The organism is Pedococcus ginsenosidimutans (assembly GCF_039544395.1).
GTDB classification, from domain to species: Bacteria; Actinomycetota; Actinomycetes; order Actinomycetales; family Dermatophilaceae; genus Pedococcus; species Pedococcus ginsenosidimutans.
In genome coordinates this window covers 548,786-571,063 of sequence record NZ_BAABLO010000011.1, presented here as the reverse complement: position 1 = coordinate 571,063, position 22,278 = coordinate 548,786, and the positions used below count along the sequence as shown (strand labels likewise).

Annotated in this window: 19 protein-coding genes; 13 read left to right on the top strand and 6 right to left on the bottom strand. The window is 71.7% G+C overall.

Going from position 1 to position 22,278, the window contains the following annotated elements:
- Window positions 1-331: 331 nt before the first annotated feature.
- From ABEA42_RS13590 to ABEA42_RS13565, 6 genes are read left to right on the top strand one after another with little or no spacing between them, the layout of a single operon-like run.
- On the top strand, window positions 332-1,789 hold the full coding sequence (locus tag ABEA42_RS13590; RefSeq protein WP_345504081.1) for a sugar transferase: 1,458 nt from the start codon (window positions 332-334) through the stop codon (window positions 1,787-1,789).
- Window positions 1,789-2,622, top strand: a complete 834-nt coding sequence (locus ABEA42_RS13585; protein ID WP_345504079.1) for a 3'(2'),5'-bisphosphate nucleotidase CysQ — start codon at window positions 1,789-1,791, stop codon at window positions 2,620-2,622. The genes ABEA42_RS13590 and ABEA42_RS13585 overlap by 1 nt, the downstream gene beginning before the upstream one ends.
- On the top strand, window positions 2,619-3,533 hold the full coding sequence (gene cysD, locus ABEA42_RS13580) for a sulfate adenylyltransferase subunit CysD (protein ID WP_345504077.1): 915 nt from the start codon (window positions 2,619-2,621) through the stop codon (window positions 3,531-3,533). The genes ABEA42_RS13585 and cysD overlap by 4 nt, the downstream gene beginning before the upstream one ends.
- Window position 3,534: 1 nt before the next feature.
- Window positions 3,535-4,791 carry a sulfate adenylyltransferase subunit CysN gene (gene cysN, locus ABEA42_RS13575; RefSeq protein ID WP_345504075.1) on the top strand — a complete coding sequence of 419 codons (1,257 nt, stop codon included), beginning with the start codon at window positions 3,535-3,537 and terminating at the stop codon, window positions 4,789-4,791.
- Between the two features lie 7 nt (window positions 4,792-4,798).
- A complete protein-coding gene (locus ABEA42_RS13570) occupies window positions 4,799-6,058 on the top strand; it encodes a glycosyltransferase family 4 protein (RefSeq protein WP_345504073.1) in 1,260 nt (419 codons plus the stop codon).
- Window positions 6,055-8,412 (top strand): delta-60 repeat domain-containing protein, encoded by a 2,358-nt coding sequence (locus ABEA42_RS13565; protein WP_345504071.1) that lies wholly within the window; start codon window positions 6,055-6,057, stop codon window positions 8,410-8,412. The genes ABEA42_RS13570 and ABEA42_RS13565 overlap by 4 nt, the downstream gene beginning before the upstream one ends.
- Window positions 8,413-8,575: 163 nt before the next feature.
- Here the strand turns inward: ABEA42_RS13565 and ABEA42_RS13560 are convergent, their stop codons facing one another.
- Genes ABEA42_RS13560 through ABEA42_RS13550 form a run of 3 tightly spaced genes read right to left on the bottom strand, consistent with a single transcriptional unit; the run spans window position 8,576 to window position 11,790 of the window.
- Complete coding sequence (locus tag ABEA42_RS13560; RefSeq protein WP_345504069.1) at window positions 8,576-9,484, bottom strand: sulfotransferase family protein; 909 nt, start codon at window positions 9,482-9,484, stop codon at window positions 8,576-8,578.
- A gap of 12 nt (window positions 9,485-9,496) precedes the next feature.
- A complete protein-coding gene (locus ABEA42_RS13555; RefSeq protein ID WP_345504067.1) occupies window positions 9,497-10,525 on the bottom strand; it encodes a sulfotransferase in 1,029 nt (342 codons plus the stop codon).
- Window positions 10,522-11,790: a glycosyltransferase gene (locus tag ABEA42_RS13550; RefSeq protein ID WP_345504066.1), complete on the bottom strand. Its 1,269-nt coding sequence runs from the start codon at window positions 11,788-11,790 to the stop codon at window positions 10,522-10,524. The genes ABEA42_RS13555 and ABEA42_RS13550 overlap by 4 nt, the downstream gene beginning before the upstream one ends.
- 197 nt (window positions 11,791-11,987) lie before the next feature.
- On the opposite strand from ABEA42_RS13550, the gene ABEA42_RS13545 reads away from it, so the two are divergent.
- From ABEA42_RS13545 to ABEA42_RS13520, 6 genes are all read left to right on the top strand, one after another.
- Window positions 11,988-12,728, top strand: coding sequence for a hypothetical protein (locus tag ABEA42_RS13545; protein WP_345504065.1), 741 nt, complete (start codon window positions 11,988-11,990; stop codon window positions 12,726-12,728).
- A 1-nt stretch (window position 12,729) separates the two neighbouring features.
- The gene (locus ABEA42_RS13540) at window positions 12,730-13,710 is read left to right on the top strand and encodes a sulfotransferase family protein (RefSeq protein WP_345504063.1); all 981 of its coding nucleotides are present in this window, start codon (window positions 12,730-12,732) and stop codon (window positions 13,708-13,710) included.
- Complete coding sequence (locus ABEA42_RS13535; RefSeq protein WP_345504061.1) at window positions 13,707-15,212, top strand: hypothetical protein; 1,506 nt, start codon at window positions 13,707-13,709, stop codon at window positions 15,210-15,212. Before ABEA42_RS13540 ends, ABEA42_RS13535 begins: the two co-directional genes overlap by 4 nt.
- Window positions 15,209-16,108, top strand: a complete 900-nt coding sequence (locus ABEA42_RS13530) for a sulfotransferase family protein (RefSeq protein ID WP_345504060.1) — start codon at window positions 15,209-15,211, stop codon at window positions 16,106-16,108. The genes ABEA42_RS13535 and ABEA42_RS13530 overlap by 4 nt, the downstream gene beginning before the upstream one ends.
- Before the next feature lie 84 nt (window positions 16,109-16,192).
- The gene (locus ABEA42_RS13525; RefSeq protein ID WP_345504058.1) at window positions 16,193-17,353 is read left to right on the top strand and encodes a hypothetical protein; all 1,161 of its coding nucleotides are present in this window, start codon (window positions 16,193-16,195) and stop codon (window positions 17,351-17,353) included.
- 42 nt (window positions 17,354-17,395) lie between these two features.
- On the top strand, window positions 17,396-18,406 hold the full coding sequence (locus tag ABEA42_RS13520; protein ID WP_345504056.1) for an alkaline phosphatase family protein: 1,011 nt from the start codon (window positions 17,396-17,398) through the stop codon (window positions 18,404-18,406).
- A gap of 76 nt (window positions 18,407-18,482) precedes the next feature.
- Here the strand turns inward: ABEA42_RS13520 and ABEA42_RS13515 are convergent, their stop codons facing one another.
- The 3 genes from ABEA42_RS13515 to ABEA42_RS13505 are packed head-to-tail and all read right to left on the bottom strand — an operon-like array spanning window position 18,483 to window position 21,346.
- Window positions 18,483-19,298: a sulfotransferase family protein gene (locus ABEA42_RS13515; RefSeq protein WP_345504054.1), complete on the bottom strand. Its 816-nt coding sequence runs from the start codon at window positions 19,296-19,298 to the stop codon at window positions 18,483-18,485.
- Window positions 19,299-19,310: 12 nt separating this feature from the next.
- Window positions 19,311-20,498, bottom strand: coding sequence for a GumC domain-containing protein (locus tag ABEA42_RS13510; protein WP_345504053.1), 1,188 nt, complete (start codon window positions 20,496-20,498; stop codon window positions 19,311-19,313).
- Between the two features lie 2 nt (window positions 20,499-20,500).
- A complete protein-coding gene (locus ABEA42_RS13505) occupies window positions 20,501-21,346 on the bottom strand; it encodes a sulfotransferase family protein (RefSeq protein ID WP_345504051.1) in 846 nt (281 codons plus the stop codon).
- Between the two features lie 265 nt (window positions 21,347-21,611).
- Between ABEA42_RS13505 and ABEA42_RS13500 the strand changes: the two genes are divergently transcribed.
- Window positions 21,612-22,274: a hypothetical protein gene (locus ABEA42_RS13500; protein ID WP_345504050.1), complete on the top strand. Its 663-nt coding sequence runs from the start codon at window positions 21,612-21,614 to the stop codon at window positions 22,272-22,274.
- Window positions 22,275-22,278 lie beyond the last annotated feature (4 nt).

The following is a 22,278-nucleotide window of genomic DNA, read 5'->3' as shown; positions in this document are numbered from 1 at the left end:
CGACGCGGTACGTAGTCCGCCTGTCCCGTCCCGTCCTCCCTCCCATCCTGTACCTGCTGCAGTGCCTGCGCTGAAAGCATCTCAGTCATCCGGAAGGTGAACGCCAGCCGAACCGGAGGGGGACTCACGCAGCACTCGGGGAGCAGGCATGACGGATCTTGCAGGGTCGGACGGAGTTCCGTCGCCACAGGTGCACGCCTCCCCGTCCCCGGTCCGGCCCGTAGCGAAGGATGCCTCGGACGGGCAGGCCGAGCCGCCGGCCCACGAGCCGGTCGCGCGCCACGAGGCCAGTGCCGAGCCCGAGCCGACCGCGACCCCTGAGGCACCCGTGGTGGCCTCTCGCGAGAGGCTGGCGGCCGACCTCCCGAGCGAGTCCGGACGGCGTCCGTGGCACGTGCTGTACACGCGTCGGGCTGTCGCCGTGGACGTCCTGGCCGCCCTGGCCGCGGGTGCCATCGGCTCCCTGGTGCCGCTGAGCCGGTCCTCGGTCGAGACCCGCATCATCGTCACCCTCGCCCTGCCCGTCCTCTACGTCCTCGCCGTGCTGCTCGCGCACGGCTACGAGCGCCGCTACCTCGGCACGACCGCCAACGAGTACCGCGCCGTGGTGCGGGCCGCGCTGGGCCTCGTGGCCACGGCCGCGGGCCTGTCGTGGCTGCTGCACGCCGAGTTCACCCGCGGCCTGGTCGTCACCGTCACCCCGGCGCTGCTCCTCCTGGGGCTGTCGGCGAGGCACCTGCTGCGGCGCCGGCTCCTGGCCCGCCGCATGGCCGGTCGCGACACCGCCCGCACCCTCGTGATCGGTGACGTGCGCACCGTGGGACCGATGATCCGCCAGCTCCGCCGCGCCCAGGGCGCCGGGATGGAGGTCGTCGGAGCCTGTGTCTCCGGCATCGTCGCCGGCACCGACCGCAGCAGCCTCGTCGAGGGCGTGCCGGTCTTCGGCTACCCCGAGGAGGCGATGGAGGCCATCTCCCTGCTGGAGGCGGAGGTCGTGGCGGTGTCCAGCGACCCCGAGCTCAGTGGCAGCGGGCTGCGTCGCCTCGCGTGGAGCCTCGAGGAGCGCAAGGTCGACCTCGTCATCGCGCCCGGCCTCTTCGAGGTGGCCGGACCCCGGCTGAGCATCCGCCCCACCGCCGGTATGCCGCTGCTGCACGTGGAGCGGCCCGCCATGTCCGGGGCCCGCCGGGTCTGCAAGCGCGTCGTCGACGTCTGTGCGGCCGGTGCGTTCCTCCTGCTGACCCTCCCGGTCACCATCGTCATCGCACTCCTGATCCGCTGGGACTCGCCCGGCCCGGTGATCTTCCGCCAGACCCGGGTGGGCGCCAAGGGCAAGACCTTCAACATGCTCAAGTTCCGCACGATGTGCACCGACGCGGAGAAGCAGCGGGCCGAGCTGCTCGCCCTCCAGGCCGCCGACGCGGGCAACGACATCCTCTTCAAGATGCGCCGGGACCCCCGGGTCACCCGGGTCGGCAGGGTGCTGCGGAGGTTCTCGGTCGACGAGGCGCCCCAGCTCGTCAACGTGCTGCGCGGCGAGATGTCGCTCGTCGGCCCACGCCCCCCGCTGCCGGAGGAGGTGGCCCGGTACGAGCCCGACGCGGCCCGCCGGCTCCACGTCCAGCCCGGCCTCACGGGGCTGTGGCAGGTCAGCGGCCGCAGCGACCTGCCGTGGGACGAGTCGCTGCGCCTGGACCTCTGGTACGTCGACAACTGGTCGCTCGTGCTCGACCTGCAGATCCTGACCCGCACCCTCCGAGCCGTCCTGAAGGGACAAGGGGCCTACTGATGACCGCACTGACCGGCCACGACGTAACCACGCCGGCCACCCTGGATGACCACCAGCTGGCCAGGGCCCTGGCCGACGCCGCCGGCGAGGTCCTGCTGGCGCTGCGCGCCGAGGGCGACGCCGAGGCCGACCCCGCGAGGCTTCGCGCCGAGGGCGACCGGCAGTCGCACCTGTTCCTCATGGACCGGCTCGCGGAGGCCCGACCCGACGACGCGGTGCTCAGCGAGGAGGGCAAGGACGACCCGGTGCGCCTGGCCGCCGACCGGGTCTGGATCGTCGACCCGCTGGACGGCACCCGCGAGTTCGGCGAGCTGCCGCGGGACGACTGGGCCGTGCACGTCGCGCTCTGGGAGCACGGTGACCTCGTCGCCGGCGCCGTGGCCCGTCCTGCGAGGGGCACCACGCTCGCGACCGACCACGCGTCGTCGCCGGCCGACCACGCGTCGTCGCCGGCCGGCCAGGGGGCGCAAAGGTCCGCGCGGCTCCGGCTGGCCGTGAGCCGCAGCCGCCCGCCGGCCTTCGTGACCCGGCTGGCCGAGCGACTCGACGCCGAGCTCGTGCCCATGGGGTCGGCCGGCATCAAGGCCACCGCCGTCGTCGACGGCACCGTCGACGCCTACGTGCACGCCGGCGGTCAGTACGAGTGGGACTCCGCGGCCCCGGTCGCGGTCGCGCGGGCCGCGGGCCTGCACACGAGCCGGATCGACGGCTCGCGGCTCGAGTACAACCGCGAGGACCCGCTCCTGCCCGACCTGTTGATCTGCCGGCCAGAGGTGGCCGACCACCTGCTCTCCGTCATCCGCGAACTCACCAACGAGGGGACCACGACGTGAACTCCACCGGCCCGGACTACCAGCTGAGCCAGCTCGACATCCTCGAGTCCGAGGCGATCCACATCATGCGTGAGGTCGTCTCGGAGTTCGAGCAGCCCGTCCTGCTCTTCTCCGGCGGCAAGGACTCCATCGTCATGCTGCGCCTGGCGCAGAAGGCGTTCTTCCCGGCGCGCATCCCGTTCCCGGTGCTGCACGTGGACACCGGGCACAACTTCGAGGAGGTGCTGGCCTTCCGTGACAAGCGCGTCAAGGAGCTGAGCCTGCAGCTCATCGTCGCCAGCGTGCAGGAGGCGGTCGACAACGGACGGGTGCCGCTGCCGCCGGACGGCACCCGCAACCGGGCGCAGACCCCGGTCCTGCTCGAGGCGCTCGACAAGCACCAGTTCACCGCGATCTTCGGCGGCGCCCGTCGCGACGAGGACAAGGCCCGGGCGAAGGAGCGGATCTTCTCGTTCCGCGACGACTTCGGCCAGTGGGACCCCAAGAACCAGCGGCCCGAGATCTGGAACCTCTACAACAGCCGGGTCCACGCGGGCGAGAGCATCCGCGTCTTCCCGCTGTCGAACTGGACCGAGCTCGACATCTGGCACTACATCAAGCGGGAGAGCATCGAGCTGCCCTCCATCTACTACGCCCACGACCGCGACGTCTTCGAGCGCCAGGGGATGCTCTACGGCGTCCACGAGCACAAGACGCCCAAGCCCCACGAGCAGGTGTTCCGGGCGAGGGTGCGCTACCGCACCGTCGGCGACGCGAGCCTCACCGCCGCGGTCATGTCGGACGCCGACACCATCGACAAGGTCATCGACGAGGTGGCAGTCACGCGGATCACCGAGCGCGGAGCCACCCGTGGCGACGACAAGTTCAGCGAAGCAGCCATGGAGGACCGCAAGCGTGAGGGGTATTTCTAAGATGGACATCCTGAGATTCGCCACTGCAGGGTCGGTGGACGACGGCAAGAGCACCCTCATCGGCAGGCTGCTGTACGACACCAAGACGGTGTTCAGCGACCAGATCGACGCCGTCGAGCGGGTCAGCCGTGAGCACGGGGACGAGCACGTCAACCTCGCGCTGCTCACCGACGGCCTGCGGGCCGAGCGCGAGCAGGGCATCACCATCGACGTCGCCTACCGTTACTTCGCCACGCCCAAGCGGAAGTTCATCATCGCCGACACCCCGGGCCACGTGCAGTACACCCGCAACATGGTGACCGGCGCCTCGACCGCCGACCTCGCCCTCGTCCTCGTCGACGCCCGCAAGGGCGTCCTGGAGCAGAGCAGGCGGCACGCGTTCCTCGCCACCCTTCTGCAGGTGCCGCACATCGTGCTGTGCGTCAACAAGATGGACCTCGTCGACTACTCCCAGGAGGTGTACGACGCGATCCACGCCGACTTCACCGCCTTCGCCGCCAAGCTGCGGGTGCCGGACCTGACGATCATCCCGATGTCGGCCCTCGCCGGCGACAACGTGGTGACCCGGTCGACGAACATGCCGTGGTACGAGGGGGGCAGCCTGCTGCACCACCTCGAGAGCGTCCACGTCGCGAGCGACCGCAACCTCATCGACGTGCGGTTCCCGGTGCAGTACGTCATCCGGCCGCAGTCCGACGACTGGCACGACTACCGCGGCTACGCGGGCCAGGTCGCGGGTGGCGTGCTGCGCAAGGGCGACGAGGTCATGGTCCTGCCGTCGGGCTTCACCAGCCGGATCAAGTCCGTCGAGACCGCGGACGGCGAGGTGGACGAGGCGTTCCCGCCCATGTCCGTCACCGTCCGGCTCGAGGACGACATCGACGTCTCCCGCGGTGACATGATCTGCCGCCCGACCAACATGCCGTCGGCGTCGCAGGACATCGACGCGATGATCTGCTGGATGGACGAGTCGGCCCCGCTGCGGGTCGGTGCGAAGTACCACATCAAGCACACCACGCGGACTGCGCGCACGATCGTCAAGGGCCTCAGCTACCGGCTCGACGTCAACACGCTGCACCGCGACGAGGAGGCGCAGACGTTGGGGCTCAACGACATCGGCCGTATCCAGCTGCGCACGACGCAGCCGCTGATGTGTGACGCCTACAGCCGCAACCGGACCACCGGGGGGTTCATCCTCGTCGACGAGGCCACCAACCGCACCGTCGCGGCAGGCATGATCACCGAACCGGCGCTGTAGGGGTGTCGTGAACAGCCAGGGCAACGAGGCCCGGGTGACCGGCGGGGACCACATCGCGTGGTCCCCGCTGCACATCGCGATGGTCGGGCAGAAGGGCCTGCCGGCCACGTTCGGGGGCATCGAGCACCACGTCGAGAACATCGGCGCCCGCCTCGTCGAGCGCGGCCACCGTGTGACTGTCTACTGCCGCAGCACGTACTCCGACGCCCCGATGGGGGAGCACCGGGGTATGCGGCTCGTCGCCGCCCCGACGATCGGCACCAAGCACCTCGACGCGATCGTGCACAGCGCGACGTCGACGGGCAAGGCGCTGGCTGCCGGGGTGGACGTCGTGCACTACCACGGCATCGGACCGGGGCTCGTCGCCCCGGTCCCGAGGTTCCTGTCCAGGTCCTCGGTCGTGATGACCGTGCACGGGCTCGACCACCAGCGGGCCAAGTGGGGTGCTGCCGCGCAGGCGGTCCTCGGCGCTGCGCACTGGATGAGCGGTCGGGTGCCCGACGAGCTCGTCGTGGTGTCCCGCGACCTGGTCGACCACTACCGCGACCGCCCGGGTCTGGACGCCACCTACGTGCCGAACGGCGTGGTGCCCCACCCGCCGGTGCCTGCCGACCTGCTCGACCGGTTCGGGCTGCAGCCCGGTCGGTATGCCGTGTCCGTGGGCCGGCTCGTGCCGGAGAAGCGGGCCGACCTGCTCATCCGCGCGTTCCGCCGGGTGGAGGGCGACCACCGGCTCGCGATCGTGGGGGACTCCTCGTTCTCCGACGACTTCTCGCGGCACCTGCGCGACCTCGCGGCTGACGACCCGCGGGTCGTGTTCACGGGGTTCGCCTTCGGTGACGACCTGGCCGCGCTCTACCAGCACGCCGGCGTCTTCGTGCAGCCCTCGGCCCTCGAGGGCCTGCCGCTCACGCTCCTGGAGGCGGTCTCCTACGACTGCCCGGTCCTCGTCTCCGACATCCCCCCGCACCTCGAGGTCGTCGGGCAGGGCTCCTCCCGGCACCGGACGGTGCCCGTGGACGACCTCGAGGCGCTGGCCGTCGCGCTGGACCAGATGCTCCGGGCAGAGCGCACACCCGACCCTGTGGCCGACGAGCTCCGGTCGGGGGTGGTGTCGCACTACTCGTGGGACACCGCCGTCCTCGAGCTCGAGCAGGTCTACCTCAGGTCACTCGCGAGGCATCGGGGCTCACCCGGGCGCCACCACGGCCCCCTGCCGGGGACCCGCCGTGCCGATGACATCGTCCTCCAGAAGGGATCCCGATGAAGAAGCACCAGCTCGTGGTGGGCCTGGCGGTCTCCGCCCTCACCCTGGTCGGCGCGGTTGCGCCGGCCACGGCGTCCAGTCCCGCCGCGGTCACCGCGCTGGCCGCCTCGGCGCCGCCGTCCCTGACCTACACCCCGGCCCCGGGCTGGTGGTCCACCAACGGCCGGGTCAACGACATCAAGGTCGTGGGTGGCCGGGCCTACCTGGCTGGTGGCTTCGACTACATCGGCCCGACCACGGGCCACGGTGTCGCGGTGAGCCGCGCCGACGGCACGGCCGTCGCGGCCTTCCCCAAGATCGACGGCATCGTGCGCGCCGTGGTGCAGGACGGGCAGGGCGGCTGGTACCTCGGCGGCGACTTCGCCAAGGTCGGCTTCCGCCTGCGGGGCAACGTCGCCCACGTCCTGGCCGACGGCACGGTCGACGCGACGTTCGGTCCCAAGGTCCAGGGCGGCACGGTCAACGCGTTGACGCTCACCCCGACCGGCCTGGTCCTCGGCGGCACGTTCACCGGTATCGACTCGGTGGCTGCGACCCGGCTGGCCAAGGTCGACGCCGTCAGCGGGGCACGGATCAGCTGGAACGCCTCGGCCAACAGCACGGTCCGGGCGCTGGCGTCCGCGGACGGAAAGGTCTACGTCGGCGGCGACTTCACGACGCTGAGCGGTTCGACGCGTTCGCGCCTCGGCCGCGTCAGCGAGGCGACGGGCGCGATCGACACGACCTTCGTCGGGTCCGCCGGCGGCGTCGTGCGCACCCTCGCGGTCGACCCGGCGAACGCCCGGCTGGTGGCTGGTGGCGACTTCACCACGGCAGCCGGCGGGGGCGCGTCGACCACGCGCCTGCGCGTGGCGGCATACGCCCTGTCCAACGGCGCGCTCAGCACGTTCACCGCCAACGCCAACGCCTCCGTGCAGGCCCTCGCGGTCGGCCCCACCGGGCAGCTCTACCTCGGCGGCCTGTTCACCACCGTGGGTACGACGGCGCGCGGCTGGCTGGCCGAGGTCTCGCCCGCCGGCGTCGTCGGGCCGCTCGACGGGGCCTTCACCGAGTGCAACGCCCCCCACACCACCAAGTACGCGCACGGCATGGTGCCCTGCACCCCGGAGGTCTCGGCGCTGACGGTCGACGCCGGCGTCCTCTACGTCGGTGGCCGCTTCGGGAGGTCCGGCGGCCAGCCGCGCCACGACGCGGCGGCGTTCAGCCTCGCCACCGGGGCGCTGACGGCGTGGAACCCCGTGGCCAGTGACCGCCCGCTCGCGATCTCCGCGGGGGCAGCCAGTGGCCCGGTCTTCGTCGGGGGCGAGCTGGTGAGCGTGAACGGCCTGGTGCGCAAGGGAATTGCCGCGCTGGACGCGCAGACGGGTGCGGGCATCAGCTCGTTCAACGCCGACGCCAACGAGTTCGTCGAGGCGATGGTGCCCTCCACCGACGGCAGCCGGCTCTACCTCGCCGGCCAGTTCACCACCGTGCAGGGACAGGCCCGCCCGAGCGTGGCCTCGATCATCACGGCGACCGGCCTGCTGGACCCTGCGTTCCACCCCTCGTTCAACAAGGGCGCGCTCACCCTGGCGTACGCGCAGGGGTCGTTGTGGGTGGGTGGCAAGTTCACGAAGGTGTCCTCGGTGGCGCGGGCCCGGGCGGTCAAGCTCAACGCGGCCACCGGTGCCGTCGACACCGCCTGGGTGGCCAACACCAGCGGCCCGGCGGGCGCGCTCCGCGCCAACGGCATGGTCCAGGGGATGGAGGTCTCGCTCGACGGGTCGACCGTCTTCATGGGCGGCCCGTTCACCACGGTCAACGGGACGACCGTCCCCGGTGGGCTGGCGGTCGTCAGCGGCACGACCGGCGCCCTCGGGCCGAAGCAGCTGGGAGGGGTGCAGGGCTGCGGCAGCGTCGGGCCCTGGATCAACCGCCTCTACCTCAGCGCGGACGGCCAGCGGCTGTACGGCGGGGACGTCTGCCCCGACTACATCTACCAGTGGGACGCGGTGAACCTGTCCAGTGCCACCAACCCCACGGGGCTCAACTGGCGCAACCTGTGCAACGGCGGCATGCAGGGCCGGTTCGAGGTCAACGGCCACTTCTACTACGGCACGCACGGTGGTGACCGCGGCAACGGTGGTCGCTGCCAGGCCTACCCCGGCGGACCGAACGTCGCCCAGCAGCGCTACTTCGTCTTCGACTCCGCCACGGGGACGCTGCAGCCGGACGCGCCCGACTTCGACACGGCGATGGGCGTCTGGTCCTTCGCGGCGACTGACGCGGGACTGCTGGTCGGTGGCGACTTCACCTACGCGGGAGCCCGGAGCAACGTCCAGCAGGGCCTGGCGTTCTTCCCCGGGACCCCCTGAGCCGGCGCCGGCCAGGCGCACCGAGAAGGTGGCAGGTCGCGGACTTCCTCACGGGAGCCAGCGATCTGCCACCTCTTCGGTGACCTGCACCGGGTACGCGGCACGGCCGCGTACCCGGCCGGGCCGGGTACGCCGCGCGGCTCGGTGTGCGGCGTGGCTGCGGCTAGAGCGTGTAGCCCCAGCGGGCCAGCGGCTCGGCGAGGACGGCCTCGACCGCGGCCAGCTGCCTGCCGGTGAGCTCGGTCCGGTAGGCGCTCCTGCGGCCGGGGGTGATGTGCTGCCGCTCGAAGCCGGCCTGGAACTGCGCGTTCCACTCCAGCCCGAGGAACTCGAGCATCTGCTTGCAGCTGGACACGGGGTCAAGCAGCAGGTCCTCGTAGTGCACGTCGAGCCACTGGTCGGCCGGGTGGAGGGCGCGGGCGTCCTCGTAGGCGGCCATGAGCATCTTCCAGGCCAGCGCCGCCAGGACGGGGAACGACCGTCGGTGGTCCACCCACTCCTGGTGCAGCTCGGTGGGCAGGGGGCCGTAGATCCACTTGTCCGGGCCCTTCCAGCCGTCCCACCACCCCATCTGGAGCCACGAGTTGGCGACGGCGCGCCCGTCCCTCACGACGTTGACGACCTTGACGTCGGGCATCGCCTCCCTGAGGAACCCCACGCGGGGCCAGCCCGTCAGGTGCTGCACCAGCACGTCGCAACCCTGGGCCTGTTGACGGCTCTCGAAGAAGTCGACGACGCGTGGCCGCAGGTAGGGCGTCATGTCCTCGGCGAGCAGGTCGCGGCAGGGCGTGGAGAAGCCTGACATCACGTGGCGGTCGAAGAGCTGGTAGCCCTCCGACGGCGCCACCCGCATGCGACCGCGCTCGAACAGGGCGCCCTCGGCCAGGGCGCGCATGCCGGCCGGGCGCTGGCCACCGAGCCGGTAGAGGCGCCCGTTGTGGCGGCCGCGCAGGTTGAGCCGGGGGAGCTTGTCATCGAGGCCGGAGATGAAGCCGGTGGCGGGGTGTCGCGAGAGCGTCTCCTGCACCAGGGTCGTGCCGCTGCGGCCGGTACCGGTGACGAGTGCCAGCATGGGTGTCCTTTCTCAGCGCGCCCGGCCGGCCGAGGTGGCCGAGCGGCTGACCGCGCCCCGGTCCACGCCCCGGTTCGGGCGGCGACGCGGCTGCGTACGGGTGTCGAGGGGGTAGTGGAACCGGCGCAGGCCGGGGGCGGTGACGAGGGTGACGAGCGCGCGGTCGCGCCGCGACATGGCCGTGCGCCACTGGTCGTCGGCGCGCAGCGTCACCTCACCGGTGTCGTGCCGGTTGGGGTTGCCGGCGACCGAGTGGGTCGGGGCGAGCTGGACGCGGTCGGGGGCGAGGAAGGGCAGGTCCGCCGGGTCGGCGCCGACCATCGCGGCGACCCGTCCCAGCTCCCCCACGGGGTCGGCGATGAGGTCCTCGTAGCGCACGCGGCAGACGCGGGGGTCGCCGTCCTTCCACAACCGCAGGACGGTGAGGTTCCAGACGGTCCAGAGCAGCGAGCTCTTCCACGTCTCCTGCCGCTGCATCTGGGCGCCGGCGGCGGTGTCGCGCGTCGGCTTCGACCGCAGCCAGGAGAACGCCGTGGCGCGCGGGTCGCGCACGAGGTGCAGGACGTACAGCTCGATGCCGGGCTGCTGGCGCAGCAGCAACCCGTAGGGGGGCAGCTTCGACCCGTCGATGACGAGGGCGGCCCCGGTCTCGTCGGCGATGGCGCGGTAGAGGTCGGTGACAGCGGCGTCGTCGGAGTGCGCGGGTATCGCCTGCCGGCCGAGGGCGTCCCGCAGCAGCATGCCGGGCAGCCGCGCCATGCGCAGGCGCCCGAGCAGGCGGCGCCCGATGGCGGGCTCATCACGCCGGTCCCCCGAGCGCACCCGGGTCATCACGGCGGTCCACACGGGGCAGCTGCTGAACGGCTCGCCGCACCCGCACAGGTGGTCCTGCTCGACGCCGCGCTGCCACAGGTAGCGCAGCTCGCCCGCGGCGAAGGCACCCGGCAGCTGGCCCAGGATGTTGCTCACGACGGTGGTGCCGCTGCGCCCGCTCCCGGCGAAGAACAGGACTCGGACGGGCGGGTGCTCACGGGTGGTCACGAGGCTCCTTCGAGGGTCGTGGCGCCTACGTGGCCGGCGCCCGGCTCGGCCACCTCGCCGCGGTAGACGGCCTCGAGGCGGCGCAGGTGCAGCTGGGGGTCGAACTCGTCGGCGAGCCGCTGCCGCCCGGCGCGGCCCATGGCGGTCGCGGCGGCAGGGTCGGCGTGCAGCCGCAGCAGGGCGTCGGCGAGGGCACGGGGGTCGTCGTGCGCGACGACCAGCCCGTCGATGCCGTCGCGCACCAGCTCGGGCATGCCGCCGAGGTCGGTGACGACGGCCGGCACCTCGGCCGCGTAGGACTCCAGGATCGTCATCGGCTGGTTCTCGTGCCACCGCGACGGGACGACCGTGGCGACCGAGCCGGCCACCACCTGCCGCAGCCGCTCCTTGTCGAGGCGTCCGTGGAAGGTGACCTGTGCCGGTGCCACCCGGGCGGCGAGGGCGGTGAGGTCGCCCCGCTCCGGGCCGTCCCCGGCGACGTGGAGGTGGATCGTCGGAGGGAGCAGCGCCATGGCGTGGATGAGCGTGTCGACGCCCTTCTCGGGGGAGAGCCGACCCGCGAAGACGAACCCCTCGCGGTGGGCCGCCGGCACGACCGGCGCCACCTCGACGAAGTGGTTGAGCACCACCAGCCGCTCGGGGGCCAGGCCGGTGCGTGCCATCACCCCGGCGAGGAACCTGCTGGGGCTGATGAAGGTGTCGACGGCGTCGTAGGCCCGCATCGTCCGGTGCACCGACGACTCCACCGACAGCAGGGCGCTCGCAGCCAGCGACCCGCTCTTGCACCGGCGGCGGACGGCGTTGAGCGCGCTGCCCCCGACACAGGCGTCGCACAGCCGGCCGTGGTCGAGCATCTGGTAGCTGGGGCAGGCCAGCTTGTAGTCGTGCAGCGTCATGACGCTGCGGACGCCCGCCCGGCGCACCGCGGCGAGCACCGACGGCGACAGCTGGTGGTAGACGTTGTGGGAGTGCACGACGTCGGGCCGGAACCGCTCGATGGCCCGCGCCATACCGCGCCCGCTCGACGGCGACCACACCATGCGGGCACCGGCGGCGAGGCCGGCGAGGCCCCCCGGTGCCGGCTCGAGCTCGACGTGGGAGGGAAAGGTGTCGGCCAGTGGCAGGTCGACCAGGTTGTCCGGGTGCGCCATGCCGAACAGCTCCACCTCGTGCCCCGCCCGACGCTGGAGCTCCACCACGTCGAGCATGTACCCCTCGGCCCCCCCGCGGCGGTACAGGAACTTGTTGACGTGCAGGATCCGCACCGTCCACTCCCTTCCCCTCGTCCCACTCGCCGGCGTGGAGCGCCTCACGAGCACCACGCCGATTCTTGTCTCCCGGCCCTTCCCCGGAGTACGTCGTTTGGAGGGGTTCGTTGCACTTCACCTGCAGGTCCACCTCACCTCGGGGCTGATGAATGGTGGAGGGACGGTGTCGGGGGTGTGCGGAGATCGGTGGAGTCGTGAAGCGAAGTGCAAGGGCCACGGCCACGAGGACGCTCAGGCGTACCCTGACCTGGCAGCCGAAGCGCCGGGGCGCCGAGGAGCTCTCCGTCCCCGAGCTGATCAGCCCGCTGCGCTACGACGTCCTCGTCCGCGCCCAGTTCTTCGAGTTCCTCAGCCACCGCCCCGCGGGTGAGACCGCCGACCGGCTGGTCGCCGCGGCGCTGGAGGAGCCGTATGCCGTGTGGTTCCGCGAGGTCGCCATGGCCCGCTTCCGCCCGTGGGTGCTCAAGGACCCCGTGGCCCTGAGGTCCAACTACGCCGAGCGCGTCCTCTCCAGCCGTGATCTGCTGAAGTCCTTCAACACCAACGGTTTCGACGCCAGGACGCCTGTGACCCTGCGACTCACCAGCGGGGTGCGGACCTCGGACACCGGCGCCCGGGTGAGCCGGACCGTCCACGTCGGCGACGGCGGCCACCGGCTCGCGCTGCTGCTGCAGAGCGGGTCCGGCCTCCAGCCGCACATGTACCGCCTGGACCCGCGACCCATGCCGCTCATCGACAACACCGCGGTGCTGCTCGCGCCACTGGGGATCAGCGACGCCGACTACTGCGCGTTCGTCGAGGCCGGCTACGGGCGCCACGGGTTCTCCGACGTGCAGTCCCTGCTGACCGCGGTCTCCGCCGACGACGCCGAGGCCGGGGCCGAGCTGCGCAGCGTCCTCGAGGCCCATGCCCGTTCCCCGCGGCCGGTGGTGTGACGTGACCGGCACCCCGTCGCCGCACTCGAGCCAGCACTGGCTGCCCTACTACGTGGGCAAGGTCCGTCGCCACGTCCACTGGGCGCGGACCGAGGGGATCGGCCGGCTGGTGGAGGAGGACCGGCTCGACCCGCGCGAGCGCATCGGCACCGCCGTGCGCAAGGCGAGGTGGCGCAGGGCCCACGGTGTGCCCGCCGGGGCGGCCCGACCCGTCTACGTCGTCGGGCTCCAGCGCTCCGGAACCAACATGCTCATGCGCGGGGTCGACCAGGCCCCGGAGGTCGACGTCTGCAACGAGAACGACCGGCGCGCCTTCTCGCGCTTCCGGCTGAGGTCGGACGAGACGCTCGTGTCGGTCGTGCGGTCCAGCCGGCACCGGCTGGTGCTCGTCAAGCCGCTGTGCGAGTCGCACCGCGTCGACGAGCTGCTGGCCCTCCCGGGGCTGTCCGCGGGCCGCGCCGTGTGGGTGGTCCGCGACCCCGAGGACCGGGCGCGCTCGGAGGTCTCCAAGTTCGGTGAGTCCAACCTGGTGGCACTCAGGCAGATCGGGGCCGGACACGGGGACCAGATCTGGCAGGGGCAGCGCCTGCCCCGGGCGTCGGTGGACCTCGTCCGGTCCTTCGACCTGGAGACGATGACCCCCGAGACGGCCGCCGTGCTGTTCTGGGTGGTGCGCAACCAGCTGTGGTTCGACCTCGGCCTCGACCGCCGGTCCGACGTCATGCTCGTGTCCTACGACCGGTTCGTGGCCGACCCGCACGGCCAGATGCGACGGCTGTGCGCGTTCATCGACCTGCCCTACCGTCCGGTGCTCTGCGACCACGTGGTGCCGCGCAGCAGCCACGGCTCCGCCATCCTGCCGATCGACCCGGACGTGCGGCGACTGGCCCGGGGCCTGGCGGCGCGGCTCGACGAGGCGGCCGTCCGCGAGCCCGGGACGGCTGCCGAGCAGGCACCCGTGCCGGCACGGGGCGACGGATGACCACCCGGCTCCGTACCGTGCGCGCCCGGGCTGCCGCGGCCCTCGTGGCGGCTCTCGCGGTGGCCGGGCTCGTGGGCTGCTCCGGCACCTCGAGCGCCGACAGGTCCCTCGACACGGGCCACCCTGCGACCTCGAGCGGCTCGGGGTGGGGGACGCCGCCGCCGGGTGGCACCACCGGCGGCACGGCCGGCCCGGCCACACCGATGGGGGCGAAGTGGGACTGGGGCCGTTTCACCGAGTTCAGCCCGTTCCTCAAGTCGGTGTCCGGGGGCAACACCTACTACGAGGTCGTGTGGTGCGACATCGAGAAGAAGCAGGGGAGCCCGGACTGGTCGGCGCTGGACCGGATCGCCACGAGGAGCCGTGACGTGGGGGCCACCCTCATGCTCAAGCTCCGCGTCGGCCGCTGCTGGGCGACGTCGGGTGACGCGCAGCACCAGCGCGGCAGCAAGTCCAAGACCGAGTCGGCGATGCCGACCGACCTCGGCGCCTACAAGGCGTGGGTGCACGAGGCGGTGACGCGCTACTCCAAGCTCGGGGTGCACGAGTACGCCATCGAGAACGAGATCAACTCCGCGGGCTTCTGGGCGGGGACACCGGAGCAGTTCACCACCCTGGCGAAGACTGCCTCCGCGGAGATCCGCGCGAGCGACCCCCAGGCGAAGGTCGTCGACGCCGGCCTGAGCAGCACGAGCTACGGCTACGGCATCGCCGACTGGCTCCTGCAGCAAGGCAGGGAGGCCGAGGCGGTCTCGGCCTACAACGCCTACTTCGAGCGCCGCATCGGCACCCGCGGCGACCAGATCGTCGCCGTGCGGACCAAGGCCGACCTCGAGGCAGCGCTCAGGTCCGACCAGGGAGCGCGCAACCTCACCTACCTCGACCTGATGCGCCAGCTCGCGGCCAGCAAGGTCACCGACGTGCGCCAGATCCACTTCTACGAGAAGTACTCCTCGGTGCCCGTGCTCTTCGACTACCTCAAGGCCCACACGCCGTACGGCACGCCCATCCAGGCCTGGGAGGTGGGCAGCTTCGACAAGAGCGGGGCCACCACCGACGACGCCACCAAGAGCGAGGAGGTCCTCAAGACCATGAGCCTCGTGCTGGCCGAAGGGGCCACCGTGGCGATCTGGCTGCCCCTGGCCTTCGACCCGGGGGGTCGCAACGGTGACGAGCCGCGCTACGGGCTGCTGGAGCCGAACGGCCAGCTGCGCCAGGCCGGCCGGATCTTCCAGGCCATGGTGGAGGCGTCCCGCGGTGCCAAGGCGGTCAGGATCTCGGTGGACGGCATGACTGGGGTCGGGTTCGACAAGGGCACCACCGCGACCGCCTTCGTGTGGTCGGACAGCAGTGCGGTCGTGCAGCTGCCCGATGGTGCGAAGGCCGCCTCGGTCGAGTCCCTCGACAAGACCTCCGCCGGGACCACGGCGACGTTGGGCGCGACGCCGCAGCGCCTGGTCCTGCCCGTACCCACCGCGACCTTCCTCAAGGAACAACGATGAGCGACCCGTCGCAGAGCCTGCTGTTCGTCGGCGGCCTGCACCGCAGCGGCACGACGCCCCTGGCGCGGGCCCTGGCGAGCCACCCCGAGATCAGCGGCCTCTCGGGCACGGGCGTCCGCGAGGACGAGGGGCAGCACCTCCAGCGCGTCTACCCCAAGGCCAAGGTGTACGGCGGCTCCGGGCGGTTCGCCCACGACCCCCGCGCGCACCTCACCGAGGACAGCCCCCTCGTCAGCCCGGGGAACGCAGCAGCGCTGCGCCGGGCCTGGGACCCCTACTGGGACCTCGAGCGCCGCTACCTGCTGGAGAAGTCCCCGCCCAACCTCGTGATGGGTCGGTTCCTCCAGGCGCTCTTCCCGGGCGCCCCCATGGTCGTGGTGGTGCGCCACCCCGTGGTCGTGGCGCTGTCCAACAAGAAGTGGCGCAAGGCCGTGTCGTCGGACCCGCGCAAGTTCGAGACCATTGCAGGGCTGGTGGAGCACTGGCTCACGGCCCACCGGCTGTTCCTGGCGGACGCCCCGCACCTGGCGCCCCTGCACGTCCTCCACTACGAGGACCTCGTGGCCGACCCGTCCCGCGAGCTGGGGCGCATCGAGTCCTTCCTCGGGCTGGGGTCGCCCATCGACGCGGACAGCATCCGGGTCGGGGCGAGCCAGCCCTACGAGCACACGTGGGACTCGTGGAGGACCGCCTGGTGGCGTCCGGGCCACTGGCAGCGACGCCTCGTCGAGAGCCGGTTCGGGGACGAGCTGGCGACCTTCGGCTACGGGCTGGACGACCTGTCCACCCACACGCCCACCCCCGCCACCACCACCTACCGCCACGCCTCCACCCCCTCACCGGACGCCGGGGCGCGCTCACCGGTCCCGGACCGGTCCCGACAGACCCGGGCCTGAGCCACTCGCCCCGCGACGGCTCGCACCACCACGGCCCGCCCCACCCCGGCCCACACCGCCCGGGCCCCGCAGAGAGGACACCCCATGCGCCACCGCTCGATCCTCACGGTCCTGTCGACCTGCGTGCTCGTGGTCGCGGGCGTCCTGCCGGCACAGGCCAGCGTCGGCACCACCGTCGCCAGCCCCTGCGCCCAGCCCGACGGCCGAGTCGCCGCCATGGTCATCAGTGGCCGCACCCTCTACCTCGGCGGCAGCTTCGCCAGGGTGCGAGACCGGGCCGGTGTCCTGCAGCCGCGGGCCCACCTCGCGGCGGTCGACGCCGACACGTGCGACCTGCTGCCGTGGCGGGCGGACACCGACGCCGACGTCTACGCCCTGGAAGCCTCGGGTGGCGTGGTCTACGCGGGAGGTGCCTTCACCCACGTCAAGGGGGTGGCCAGGGCACGGCTCGCAGCCCTCGACGACACCGCACAGGTGCTCTCCTTCGACGCCTCGCTCGACAAGCCGGTGCGGGCCGTGAAGGCCGTCGACGGGACCCTCTACGCGGGGGGCGACTTCCTCCGGGCCCAGGGCGCCGCGCGCTCGAGGCTCGCGGCGTACGACCTCACGACCGGTCTGGTGCGCGGCGACTGGAAGCCGGCTGCGAACGGTGCCGTGACCGCCATCGAGGGGCTGCCCGAGGCCGGGCAGGTGTACGTCGGCGGCAACTTCACCACCGTCGACGGTTCCTCGCAGCCCTACCTCACGCTGCTGGCCACGAGCGACGGCGGCATCGACCAGGGGTTCGCCCCGTGGGCCGGGTACGACCAGCCTCCGTTCCCCATGATCGACCTCGCAGTGGACGGCCGCGGGCTCTACGCCGGCGGCGGGGGCTCGGGCGGACACCTCGTGGTCTGGAACCTCGACGGCACCCTGCAGCGGCCGGTCTACCAGACCGACGGCGGTGTGCAGGCGGTCGCCGTGGACGGCGACTCCCTTTACGTGGGAGGGCACTTCACGAACTACTGCCTCGGCAACACCGGCTCCGGCCACCCCTTCATCTGCAGCAACCCCCTGTCGCGGCGCAAGGCGTTCGAGGTGCAGCTGTCGACCGGTGCGCTCACCGGCTGGGCGCCGAGGTTCAACAGCCCGCACGGCGTGCTCTGCGCCGTCGTCGACCCCGTGACCCACGACCTGTGGACGGGTGGCGACTTCACCAAGATCGGTACGAAGGCTGTAGACCATCTGGCCGATTTCAGGCCCTAGTGCCGATGGTTGTCTGAGGCAACACCAACCAGGGGAGGTTCCATGAAAGGCAAGTCACTCGCGCTCGCGTCCGCGGCCGCGCTGGCGTCGTCAGCGTTCGTCGTCGCGGGGGTACCAGGCGCGGCAGCCGGCTCGGTCCGGCCGGCCGGCACCACTGCCGCACCCACCGTCTCGGCGCCGTGCGGCACCGGTGCGGCGGCACCGGCGACCTACACGCACGTCGCCCTCATCATGTTCGAGAACAAGCCACTCAAGAAGATCGTCGCCAACACCACCGACGCGCCCTACCTCAACTCGCTCATCAAGGCCTGCAGCTACAGCAAGAACGACCTGTCGCTGTCCACGACGAGCCTGACCAACTACATCGCGCTGACGTCCGGCTACAAGGGCTGCAAGACGGCTGACGGCAACGGCGTCTGCACCTCCGAGCTGGAGATCACCTCCAACAAGGACACCACCGTCTGGCCCCAGGCCTCGAAGAGCATCTTCGAGCTCATGGGCAACGACGCGGTGGAGTGGGGCGAGTCCATGACGACGAACTGCCAGCTCAAGAGCAGCGGCGACTTCGTCATCAACCACACGCCGTTCCAGTACTACACGCGCACCCAGGCCACGTTGTGCAAGGCCAACGCGCGCCCGTTCCCGGCGAACCCCGCCGACACGCTGTCGGCGAAGTTCAACCTGATCATCCCCAACAAGCCGCACATCATGCACCTGGTGCCCAACACCACGGTCAACCAGCGCATCCAGAACGGCGACAACTGGGCGAAGACCTTCATCCCCCAGCTGCTGAGCTCGCCGGAGTACCAGTCGGGCAACACGGCGATCCTCATCACCTGGGACGAGGGCAACGGCAGCAACTTCTACGTGCCGCTCATCGTCATCACCCCGTCCACCCAGGCCGGTGGCGTCTCGTCGGTGGCCTACAACCACTACTCGGTGCTCAAGGGCATCCAGCAGATGGTCGGGTCGGCCTCGCCGCTGCTCGGCCACGCGGGGGACGCCGGGGTGTCGTCCATCCGCGACGATGCCGCGTTCGGCCTCAAGCCCTGAGCCACGACGCACACCACGACGAGGCCCCCTCCGCAGGGAGGGGGCCTCGTCATGTGGATCGCCTTGCGCCGTAGGGCTACTGGTAACCCAGCTCGCGCAGCGTCCGTCGCGCGGTCAGCTGGAAGAGCAGGCGCATGAACGGGTCGAGCTCCTTGCGGTAGGTGCCGACACGGGAGGAGTAGACGGCTGCCTCGGTGCCCTCGCCGGCGCGGCGGGACGTCGCCTGGACGTGGTAGCGCGCGGGCACGTCGTGGGCGTGCGACTCGAAGTCGAGCATGCCCGGCTCCCACTCCTCGCCGAGGAAGTCCATGAGCCCGCGCAGGGTGGCCTCCTGGTCGGTGACGAGGGCCTCGTACCGCAGCTCGTGGTACTGGTGCACCGGCAGCGCCGCACCGCCCGCCCTGGCCTCGGCGATGTAGCGCGGCCACTTCACCGACGACTTCACGCACGACCAGTACCCGAAGCGCTTGCGGTGGGAGACCGCGACGTCACGCCCGTCCCGGATGACGTGCACGATCTGCGCGTCGGGGAAAAGCCGCACGATGAAGTCGAGCTTCATCGCATACCGCGGGCTCTTGTCCGCCCACCGCTGCTTGCCGCGGCCCGCTGCGTAGTCGGACTGGATGCCGCCGAAGAAGTCGGCGATCCGGCGCAGCCACTCCTCCTGGCTGAACCCGTACTGCGACAGGCGTTTCCAGTCCGACCCGACGATGCGCTCCATGTCCTCGAGGAAGCGGGTCTCGGGCCCGCAGCTGATGCGCGAGTGCGAGTCGAGGATGAGGCGCAGCATCGTCGTGCCGGACCGCTGGCAGCCGACGACGAAGATCGGCGCGGTCGACGTGCGAGGTACCGACGACTCGGACGTGCGGGTCCCGGGTTCGGTGATGGACATGGTGGTCGCCCGTCAGCCCCTGGTGGCCGGCCGCGGGAGGGACGGCTCGGTGACGTTGTCCGCGCCGCTCTTCGTCGTGGCACCGCCCTGCCCGGCGGGGGGAACGGCCACCGCCGAGGCGGCCGGCTGCCCGGCGTCGGAGGTGGTCGTCGCGGCGGCGTGGGCCGGGCGGCCGGCGGCCTCGGTGCCGACGGCCTCGGTGCCTGCGGCCTCGGTCCCGGCAGCCTCGCTGCCTCCTAACTCGGCGCTGGCCGCACCGGCCTCACGGCTGCGGCGGCCACGGGCGGCGACCTCGAGGATGAGGACGAGGACGAGGGCGAGGAAGAAGGCCGCGGCACCCACCGAGGCGGTGGTGGTCAGGACCTGGGGCGTCCGGTCGACAGCGTGGGCGCCACCGATGAACACGATCTTGGTGGGGTCGGCGTTGGCGAGCTGGACCGTCGCGCTCGACAGCTTGGCGTTGGCCTCGTCGAGGCCGGTGACGGCGGTGTCGCGCGCCGCGGTCAGCTTCGTGAACTCGTTGAGGATCGGGCCGAACTTCGCGAGGTCGGCCTTGGCCGCGGCGATCGGGCTGCCCATGGCGGCGGCGCCGACCGAGTTGCCTGCCGCGGTGAACGACGCCTGCTGCTGCACGAGGCTGTTGACGCGGCTGAGCTGGGCCTCGTAGGCCTTCTGCGGGTCGGCCATCGCGTACTTGGCGGTGAAGGCGCCCACGGCCGCGGAGGCGTCGTCGACGGTCTTCCTGGCAGCGTCGACACGCGCCTGCGCCGACTGCACCTGGCTCTCGAAGAGGGTGCGCAGCGTCGCGGTCGTCACGGCGTTGAGCACCGGCACCACGGTGCTCTTCTTGGGGCTGGTGTAGGTGACCGCCAGGCTGGCGCTGGTCAGCCGCTGGGTGACCACCAGCTCGTCGTTGAGGTTGGTGGTGCTCACCCCGGTCTCGGAGGAGACCTGCTGGCGCACCAGGGGTCCGGACGAGGTCGCCTCGAACGCGGAGACGAACTGGTTGACGCCCTGGGCCCCGGTGTACTGCGAGTCGAGGCTGCCGACGAGGGCAGGCGGGTCCACCACCGCCGTGCCCGTGTAGGTCGGCGCCTGGCTGAGCAGGAGCCCGGCCGTGGCGCCCATGCTGATGAGCGGCAGGAGGATGACGAGCGCCAGCCGACGCCGCGCTGCCTTGAGGTAGTCGATGATCTCCACGGTTATGAGTCCCCTCGGGTGGTGGTGTCGGACCACGTGAACCCCACGCCGGGCAGCTTCGCCAGGCGGTCGTTCCACGGCCGGTAGTGGTGGTCGAGCTCGCGCGCCAGGTCATCGTCGATGTCCAGCGGGCGGTGGGTGGCCTTGAGGCGGTCGAGACCGTCCAGGGTCACCGGTGAGAGGCCCAGGTGGGCCCAGACGCGGTCCAGCTCACCGTGGGGGTCGGTGAACATCGACTCACTGCGCAGGACGAGCACCTGCTCGGGGTCGAAGAGCTCGTAGAGCCGCTCGAGCTGCTCCGCGTAGTGCCCCCTGCGCAGGTAGGCGTGGTGCCGGTGCGAGAAGCTCTCGTACGACGGGTCGCGGCGCAGCCGCTCCTCCTCGCCGGCCAGGCGCTCGTCCTCCAGGCGCAGAGCCTCCGCGAAGGGCCGGTCCTCGTAGCCCTGCTGCGTCTCGTACTGGTGGTGCGACCACGCGCGTGCGACCGGTTCGCGCAGGCTCACCACTAGGCGCACGTCGGGCAGCTCGCGGGCGATCCGCTCCGGGGCGAGCGGGTGGAACATGTAGTAGGGGCTGGCCTCACCGGTCAGCCGCTGCCCGTCCCTGGCCGGGGGGAAGCACGACAGGTACCAGGACCAGCCCCGGCCGTGGTGCACGTCGAAGTAGTGGGTGCCCTTGCTGGTGCGGCAGGGCGCGACCTCGGGGTGCTGGTTGATGTAGTGCGCGATGGACGTCGAGCCGCCCCGCTTGGTGCCCACGACGAGGTATCCGGGCACCATGCCCTTGCGGTGCGGGAGGCCCGCGCGAAGCGGGCTGAGAACGCGACCGGCGGCTCTGCGTGGGTTCATCCGTCCTCTTTCCCCTCGCTGCGTGGAGGGGGCGCCGGAGGCGCCTCCGTCCACCGTGGAAACGTTAGTTGCGCGCCGCTCCCGACGAGCCGGATTGATAGATTTCACAGGGGATTCCGAGCCTTTCGTCATCTTGGGGAAGGCGTTCGTCCAGACATCCCCTGTATCGCGTGAATCGCCCCCGAGGGACCGCACGAGGTGCGAGGATGTGCGCGGGGCACGACCGACGACCTGAGGGGTTCCTGCCATGCGACACAACACTCTGGTGACCACTGCACTGGCCGTCTGCCTCCTGGCGGGGTGCGCCTCGGGGGACGGCGGCTCGCCGCCCACCACGACCTCCTCGACGTCGTCCAGCTCCACCACGACGACGCCGTCGAGCTCGACCACCTCGACGAGCTCCTCGACGCCCGTGGCGACGACCGACCCGGCCCTGGCGGCGGCGCTCAACACCCTGGCGGCCCGGTCGCGGGTGCTGAAGTCCAACGCCGCGCTGGACGCGATCAAGGCGTCGTCGACGACGGGCACGGCATCGGCACGCAACGGGCTCAAGGACGTTCGCGCCGCGGCATACCCCAGCACCAGCCGCAGCTGCTCCCGCGTCGCGTCGGGCGTGACGCTCACCCGGTGGGGGGCCGCGAAGGCCACGGCGGCCGGCGCCAAGGTGCCGGCGGCTGCGGCCGCACGCCGGTCGCAGATCGCCGCGCTGCAGTCCGCTGCGGCCGCCGTCTCGAAGCTCGCGTCGTCGCAGCCGGTAGGGGCGACGCCGACGCCGGCCGAGATCGGCGCGGCGGTGAAGGCGGCCACCGCGCAGGCGGCAGCCGAGACGACGTCGCTCAACGCACTCGTGGCCGCCGTGACGGGGGACGCCGCGAAGTCGCGCGACATGGCGGCCACCGCCGTGTCCATCTCCGGGAAGGTCTGCTGAGGCC

Bases quoted from the DNA above. Each gene is read 5' to 3' on its own strand.
- ABEA42_RS13585 (WP_345504079.1), top strand. From the start codon at position 1,789: ATGACCGCACTGACCGGCCACGACGTAACCACGCCGGCCACCCTGGAT.
- cysN (WP_345504075.1), top strand. From the start codon at position 3,535: ATGGACATCCTGAGATTCGCCACTGCAGGGTCGGTGGACGACGGCAAG.
- ABEA42_RS13565 (WP_345504071.1), top strand. From the start codon at position 6,055: ATGAAGAAGCACCAGCTCGTGGTGGGCCTGGCGGTCTCCGCCCTCACC.
- ABEA42_RS13560 (WP_345504069.1), bottom strand. From the start codon at position 9,484: ATGCTGGCACTCGTCACCGGTACCGGCCGCAGCGGCACGACCCTGGTG.
- ABEA42_RS13535 (WP_345504061.1), top strand. From the start codon at position 13,707: ATGACCACCCGGCTCCGTACCGTGCGCGCCCGGGCTGCCGCGGCCCTC.
- ABEA42_RS13530 (WP_345504060.1), top strand. From the start codon at position 15,209: ATGAGCGACCCGTCGCAGAGCCTGCTGTTCGTCGGCGGCCTGCACCGC.
- ABEA42_RS13525 (WP_345504058.1), top strand. From the start codon at position 16,193: ATGCGCCACCGCTCGATCCTCACGGTCCTGTCGACCTGCGTGCTCGTG.
- ABEA42_RS13520 (WP_345504056.1), top strand. From the start codon at position 17,396: ATGAAAGGCAAGTCACTCGCGCTCGCGTCCGCGGCCGCGCTGGCGTCG.
- ABEA42_RS13515 (WP_345504054.1), bottom strand. From the start codon at position 19,298: ATGTCCATCACCGAACCCGGGACCCGCACGTCCGAGTCGTCGGTACCT.
- ABEA42_RS13505 (WP_345504051.1), bottom strand. From the start codon at position 21,346: ATGAACCCACGCAGAGCCGCCGGTCGCGTTCTCAGCCCGCTTCGCGCG.